A 6,226-nucleotide genomic window follows, 5' to 3' on the forward strand; every position below is an offset into this window, starting at 1 on the left:
GTGATTCCGCAAGCCTTTGATAATGAGTCGCTTTTTCCAAAATCATGCGGCAGGTGGCTTCCGCCTGGATTCCCCGGTGAAAAAGCCAGTCGCTAGCGAAATGCTGCGCTGCGCCCCCCTGCATACAAACTGGGCCGGGGAGGAACCATGCAAGGGGGACCGCCTGCCGAGTCACGATTACTCGAGGAAACTAGGACTCCAGCTCTGCAATGTGCGGGCTTGCATCTAGCGAAGCGGATTTGATGCACTGAGCTACCCGCCAAAAATAGGACAGTGACGGAAGCTACGATCTGAAGTGTGTTGGTTTCCAATTACGAGGAGAACAGCTCACGCGCAAAATGCTGGCCTGACGTATCTTTAACATCGAGCCATGGTCCGCCACCGGTTCGAGGAGCGCAGAATTGTCCGCCACTCGTTCAAGAATTCTGGCGCGCCGCGAGGGGAGGTCGACTTCTGCCTTGAGGCACTAAACGAGGCCATATACCGCTTCGGCCCGCCCGAGGTCATGAACACCGACCAAGGCTCGCAGTTCACGTTCTTCGACTGGACCGACCGGCTGAAGCAAGCCAACCCTAAATTCTCCCACGCCGCGAATGTTTGCAAACGCCTGCCGGCAACGGATGGACGGCAAAAGGGCGATACTTGGTCAACCTTCGGGCATTCACTCGGGCCAATGGCAATCATGCCTTCCACATGTCGCGTCTGTGGTAGTCGCTGGAATATGATTGCGTTTTCGGCACGCGAGGGACTTCGGCTCACATGCCAAGACAGGCGTCGGGCGCTGAATCACCTTTCACAATCACCTGCGGCCTCACGCCGCCCAAGGCGGAAAACCGCCCGCCATGGTCTACCTCAACGTAATCGAAACCGATCAGCGGGTGTAGGCAGTAGCTTAACTCACCCAGAAAACTGTTCAAGAATGGAGGAGTGGTTCAATCCATGATGCCAATTCCTGCATAATCCCCAAAAAAAGACATAACTTTGCCCCGATTATCTTCTAATTATCCCGAAGTAGAAGAGAGGACTGACATGCTAAGGACAGCATCCGAGCACCTTCTTTTGCCAGACAAAAAACTAGGAACACGATGATGAAAGTGGCTAGGTTAATCCTTGGGATAGTAATCTGTCTGACGGCGATATGGATCATTGTAGGCGAGCAAGTTTCCGGAGCTAGTGCAGATGCTGTGGTCAATGCGCAACTTTCAACTCTTCGGACGTCGATTGCGGGATCGGTTGCGCTGCAGCAACGTGCACTTGGGTCGAGTGTTGTGAAAGATGAAGAATTGGGTTCGGTCACAGACCCACTGGTGGACACAGTTCGCCTTAATGATCTGGTGATGGAACGCGATGTTGCGCAGTCTGACATGGATAAGCTCGTCAGCATGATCACAGCAACAGATTCAACAATTGCTAAACTCACGCAGCGTGCAAAAACCTATAGCATGGAAAGGATAGCGGACCTGGAGTTGCGTCTTTTCAGTGCTCGTGCGCGGTTTTCGCTATTGTCTGATCGAGCTGAACAGGGGCTGCTGGTAAGCGCGTTCTCAGAAGGTGATGGGCAGCAATTTGATGCCCGGGTGCCGGAATTGGCGCTAAACTATGCCGCTGAAAAGGTTGCAGCGCTGGAAATCGCCGTCAGGGCGGCAAGGTCCGGCGTCTACCTTGGCGACGGCTATAATGATTCGCCGAACTCCGAACAACGTGTTGTGGAACTGCAAACCACTTTGGACGGGTTAAAAAGTGATGTGATCGCCGCTGCGGGCCGAAAGTTGGCGATTGAACGCCGAATCAAATTCGAGCAATTACGCAGCAGCCGATTGCAGACAGTGACCCTGAAAGCGACCGTAAACGGCATCTTGTGGGATTACTTGACCTCCGATGCAGAAACTGTGCAGCGCGGGCAAGACGTAATGCGGTTTGTCGATTGCGACTCGGCAGTTGTAACCGCTTCGGTAGCTGAAAACGTGTATCGACGTCTGTCTGCGGGACAGTCAGCTACCTTTCGGATGTCGGGTGATAGCGTTATCCTTCCCGCCACCGTGACACGGCTAGCCGGACCGGGCGCGCAGGCAATCTACGGCAATCTCGCTGTCGCACCAAGCAAGCAGCACCTCGAGCGTTTTGACGTCACCTTATTGGTGCCGGCCTTACGCGACAAACAAGATTTGCGCTGTGCCATCGGACGAACTGGGCGGGTGTTCTTCGACACAAGACCCCTTGATTGGCTACGCGGCTTCTGGCGCTAGATGAACGGCTTTCCCTTTTTAAGTGAGATCGGATCGAGCCTAGTGCAGATGACTGCGGTTGCTGGCGTGGCACTTCTCCTGCCCTTCATCCTAGACACCAAAAGCACTTTGCACCGAAGCATCCTTTACGCGTGTGCGACCGTACTGGCACTGCGTTACCTTGTTTGGCGCGCGGTGTTTACCATCTCTCCGATGGAGCTGAGCTGGGACTTTTTGGCCAGTTGGTCGCTTCTTGGGTTCGAAATTGCGGCGATGACATGTGCGTTAAGCACTTTCGTGCTGATGTCGCGCACCATAGACCGTAGTGCGGAAGCTGACGCTCATCTTTCCTGGTGGGGAGATGCACCGACACCGCGCGTGGCGATTCTGATTGCAACTTACAACGAACAGCTGGAGATTTTGGAACGCTCGATTATCGGCGCGAAGGCCCTAAACCATGCCAACAAAGAGGTGTTTGTTCTGGACGATGGCCGCCGGGACTGGCTTCGAGACTACTGCGAAGCTCAACATGTACGGTATCTGCGTCGCCCCGACAACAAGGGGTCCAAGGCGGGAAACATCAACCATGCCCTTATGGTCTTGGGGAATGAACCGGTTCCGCCAGCATTCTTCGCAGTGCTTGATGCTGATTTTGTGCCGCATCGTGGCTTCATTAGCCGCTCGCTTTCCTTGTTTCACGATATCACCGTTGGCCTTGTTCAGACGCCGCAACATTTCTTTAACGCTGACCCGGTTCAGCACAATCTGGGATTGAGCCATTCCTACCCGGATGAGCAGCGGTTTTTCTTTGATCACGTTCAGCCCGCACGGGATGCCTGGGGAATGGCCATTTGTTGCGGCACGTCTTCAGTCATGCGCTGGGAAGCAATTCAAGACGTTGGCGGCTTTCCCACCGACAGCGTGACCGAAGATTTCATGGTAACTTTGGTGTTGCAAAATCAGGGCTGGAAAACTGTATATCTCAACGAGCCGCTTACTGAGGGTTTGGCACCTGAGGGCCTGAAAGAATACGTGACTCAAAGGGCCAGATGGTGCCTCGGGCTTATGCAGATCGCCCGCAGCCACGTGGGGCCGTTTTCCCGCAATAACCTGCGACTTCGCGATCGGTGGAGCATAATCGATTCTGTATTCTACTGGCTTTTTAGCTTTCCGTTTAGGCTGGCCGCACTGATTTACCCGCTGCTATACTGGTATTTCAATGTGACTTCAGTCACAGCAAACGTTCCTGATGTACTGAGCTATTTCGGCGTTTTCTTTGTTTGGGTTATGATGGCCAACTTCGCCGTCGCGCGGGGCATGTTGGTGCCTGTGATCCATGATGTCAGCCAACTTCTTGGCGCGATACCAATCACGCGCGCAGCCATAACGGGCCTTTTCCGACCATATGGACACCCGTTCAGCGTCACCGCTAAAGGCGGCGACCGCAGTAAAATCATCATTCAGTGGCGCATGATGTTGCCCTATCTGATACTGCTTATCCTGACTGTGATCGGCCCAATGCTTGGTATCGTCTCAGATGAATTTGCCTACTACGATGCGGGCGAGGGCAAGTCGATTGTAATGTTCTGGACGCTGTATAACATTGTCATCCTGTCTGTCATGATGATTACCTTTGTGGAACTTCCGCGTACCGAGCGGCACATAGCCGACAAGCCTGAGCGGGGCATCTTCGTGGCCGATGGGCGTATCACGCGGGTTTGGATCGAAGGATTGACGCAAGATATGCTAAGTATCCGCGGGCAAAACCTGCGCATTGGTCAAGTTGGACAGATCCGCATTAAAGATGTCGGCGATGTTCAATCGACCGTTGTCGGGTGGATTAATGACGGTGCGCGCCTTCGGTTGCAAACAACCGTTGAACAAAAAGAAGCCCTCATGCTGCGCTTCTATTCCGAGGGGGATAGCCCCGGCGTGGTTGCCGCACGAATATCTGCCATTGGTTCTGACCTGTTCAGTCGATTAATTTCTGTCAGATAGCTGCGGCATAAATTCTTAAAAAATTGCATGACCCTAGAACCTGTGAGTGAGCGAAGCTTTTGAACCGCCGTCCATATTTTTTGCCTTGAAATGAACAACAATAAGCTCCCAAATTTTCTCCATGCACGCGTATCCCAATCTTAATGGTAAAGCCCTGGGTAGATGCTAGTTTGGTGAACAGCCGCCAACGGAGTCGAATACCGGCAAAGCGATGGAGATTTGTAAAATGGTACCTAGCCTTCAAAGAACGGGAACTGGGCTCAAATTTTTCCAAAAAAAAACGAAGGGTTTTGAGGCTGTACATATCAACAGCCGGCTTACCTTGAGGGGCGCGTTGGCAGGATTTGTGCTGATGGGTCTCTTAATTGCCGCGCTTGGCGTGCTTACATTTGTAAAAGACCAACACAGAATATATCAAGAAAGCGCGTTAGAGCGCGCAGTGAAGGTGCGGCTGAATGGCATCGAACTGGGACTTGGTCGGGCCCTGAACACAAATTGGGAACAACTGAATTTTCTTGCCCAGACCATACCCGAAATGACCCCCGAAGCTCGGCGCGCAGCGTTGGACGTCACTGTAGGCGACGGAAATAGGGTGGCATGGGTCGGCCTAACATCACCTGAGGGAGTTGTGCTATCTTCATCAAATGGCCTGTTGGAAGGAGAAAGCGTCGCTGAGCGGCCGTGGTTCCAGAAGGGGTTTCAACAAGATTACGCGGGTGACAAACACGGCGCCATCCTGCTGAACGAGTTGTTAAATACAAAAAGCAAAACGCCAATCCAGTTCATCGACTTGGCGCGACCGATCATAGACGGAGAGGGCAACACGATCGGAGTTCTGGGGATGCACATCAAATTCGATTGGGTGATTAAGCATGTGTCTGAGAGCGCAATTGCGCTTGGCATGAATGCTTACCTTGTAAATGAAGCAGGACAGGTTGTGTTGGCGACTGATGGGGCACAGTACGACCGCCTTGATCTGGCCAGCATTCGTTCGGCCACCGCTGGGTTCAGTGGATCACAACTTGAAGTCTGGCCCGATCACCGCACTTATTTCACGTCTGTGCTACCCCGGGTGACTTACGGAAACTTGCCTGGCTTTGGTTGGCGCATCGTGGGGAGAATCGATCCCAACGAATTCACCCTCGCCGATTCAAACCTGATCAACAATGCCATGAAACTGATTGGGACCCTTGCAGTTAGTCTACTGCTCATCACAGTCCTGTTTTGTCGTATCTTCATCGCGCCGATCGAAAAGCTAGCTCACAGCGCGATGCGAAATGCTCATGGTGCGGATGAGTACCCATTTAAGGCACACCAGACTGTCGAAATATCCAGACTGTCTACGGCGCTGGCTATCCTTCAGGGACATCAGGACAACAAGACTTCAGGCGCCTGCACCGTTTGACTGAGCTTCAAGGATACGCCCGAAGAATTTGGTGGCATGGAACCCTGAATCCAACGGATCGATAAACGATTCACACCCTTTTCTTAAAACAACCTAGGCTCCGGACTCATTAATCGTACTAAGAAGATCACGACGGCAGCGATGGCGATTGCGGAGATGAAAGTGTGGCCTCAACAGTAGTAGCGAGTGTGCATGCGGCGCCAGTCCTTGACCTTGCCGAACACGTTTTCGATCTTTTGGCGTTTGCGGTAGAGCATGCGCTCATGAAATATCTAAATTTTCCTGTCGGATTGCGATGGGATGCGATTTGATCCGTCAGTCTGCAAGAGCGTAACGGAACCAGTCAGCGTCGTAGCCCTTGTCAGCCCAGAGCGCCCTCGCTAGCGGCAACCTCGACAGCGGGGCTGCTGCTCCAGTGTAGCGGCTGATCTGGCCTGCGGTCAGAAACAGGCTGAGTGGGTGCCCCTTCTGTCGCAGACTGGGCAGTCTCAACCGGTCGTCGCAACACTTTCAGTTTCTTTGGCTTTCAGGAATTTGTCCAGCGCCTCTGCGGGGGTTTTCCAGCCGAGGGTTTTGCGTGGACGTCCGTTCAATGTTG

General features: G+C 53.1%; 4 protein-coding genes and 1 pseudogene. 4 read left to right on the plus strand and 1 reads right to left on the minus strand.

Annotation, left to right across the window (positions count from 1 at the left end; translation table 11 throughout):
* Positions 1-442: 442 nt before the first annotated feature.
* From ACP7AP_RS23800 to ACP7AP_RS23815, 4 genes and pseudogenes are all read left to right on the plus strand, one after another.
* Positions 443-562 (plus strand): annotated as a pseudogene (locus tag ACP7AP_RS23800) (IS3 family transposase); the annotation flags it as partial.
* A gap of 523 nt (positions 563-1,085) precedes the next feature.
* The gene (locus tag ACP7AP_RS23805) at positions 1,086-2,246 is read left to right on the plus strand and encodes an HlyD family efflux transporter periplasmic adaptor subunit (protein ID WP_426038361.1); all 1,161 of its coding nucleotides are present in this window, start codon (positions 1,086-1,088) and stop codon (positions 2,244-2,246) included.
* Positions 2,247-4,223, plus strand: coding sequence for a glycosyltransferase (locus tag ACP7AP_RS23810; protein WP_426038363.1), 1,977 nt, complete (start codon positions 2,247-2,249; stop codon positions 4,221-4,223).
* A 226-nt stretch (positions 4,224-4,449) separates the two neighbouring features.
* Complete coding sequence (locus tag ACP7AP_RS23815; protein ID WP_426038365.1) at positions 4,450-5,628, plus strand: cache domain-containing protein; 1,179 nt, start codon at positions 4,450-4,452, stop codon at positions 5,626-5,628.
* A gap of 170 nt (positions 5,629-5,798) precedes the next feature.
* Here ACP7AP_RS23815 and ACP7AP_RS23820 read toward each other — a convergent pair whose 3' ends face one another.
* Positions 5,799-5,885, minus strand: a complete 87-nt coding sequence (locus ACP7AP_RS23820; protein WP_426038367.1) for a transposase — start codon at positions 5,883-5,885, stop codon at positions 5,799-5,801.
* Positions 5,886-6,226 lie beyond the last annotated feature (341 nt).

Origin of the sequence: Cypionkella sp. TWP1-2-1b2, assembly GCF_049896245.1 — a bacterium.
Classification (GTDB): domain Bacteria; phylum Pseudomonadota; class Alphaproteobacteria; order Rhodobacterales; family Rhodobacteraceae; genus Cypionkella.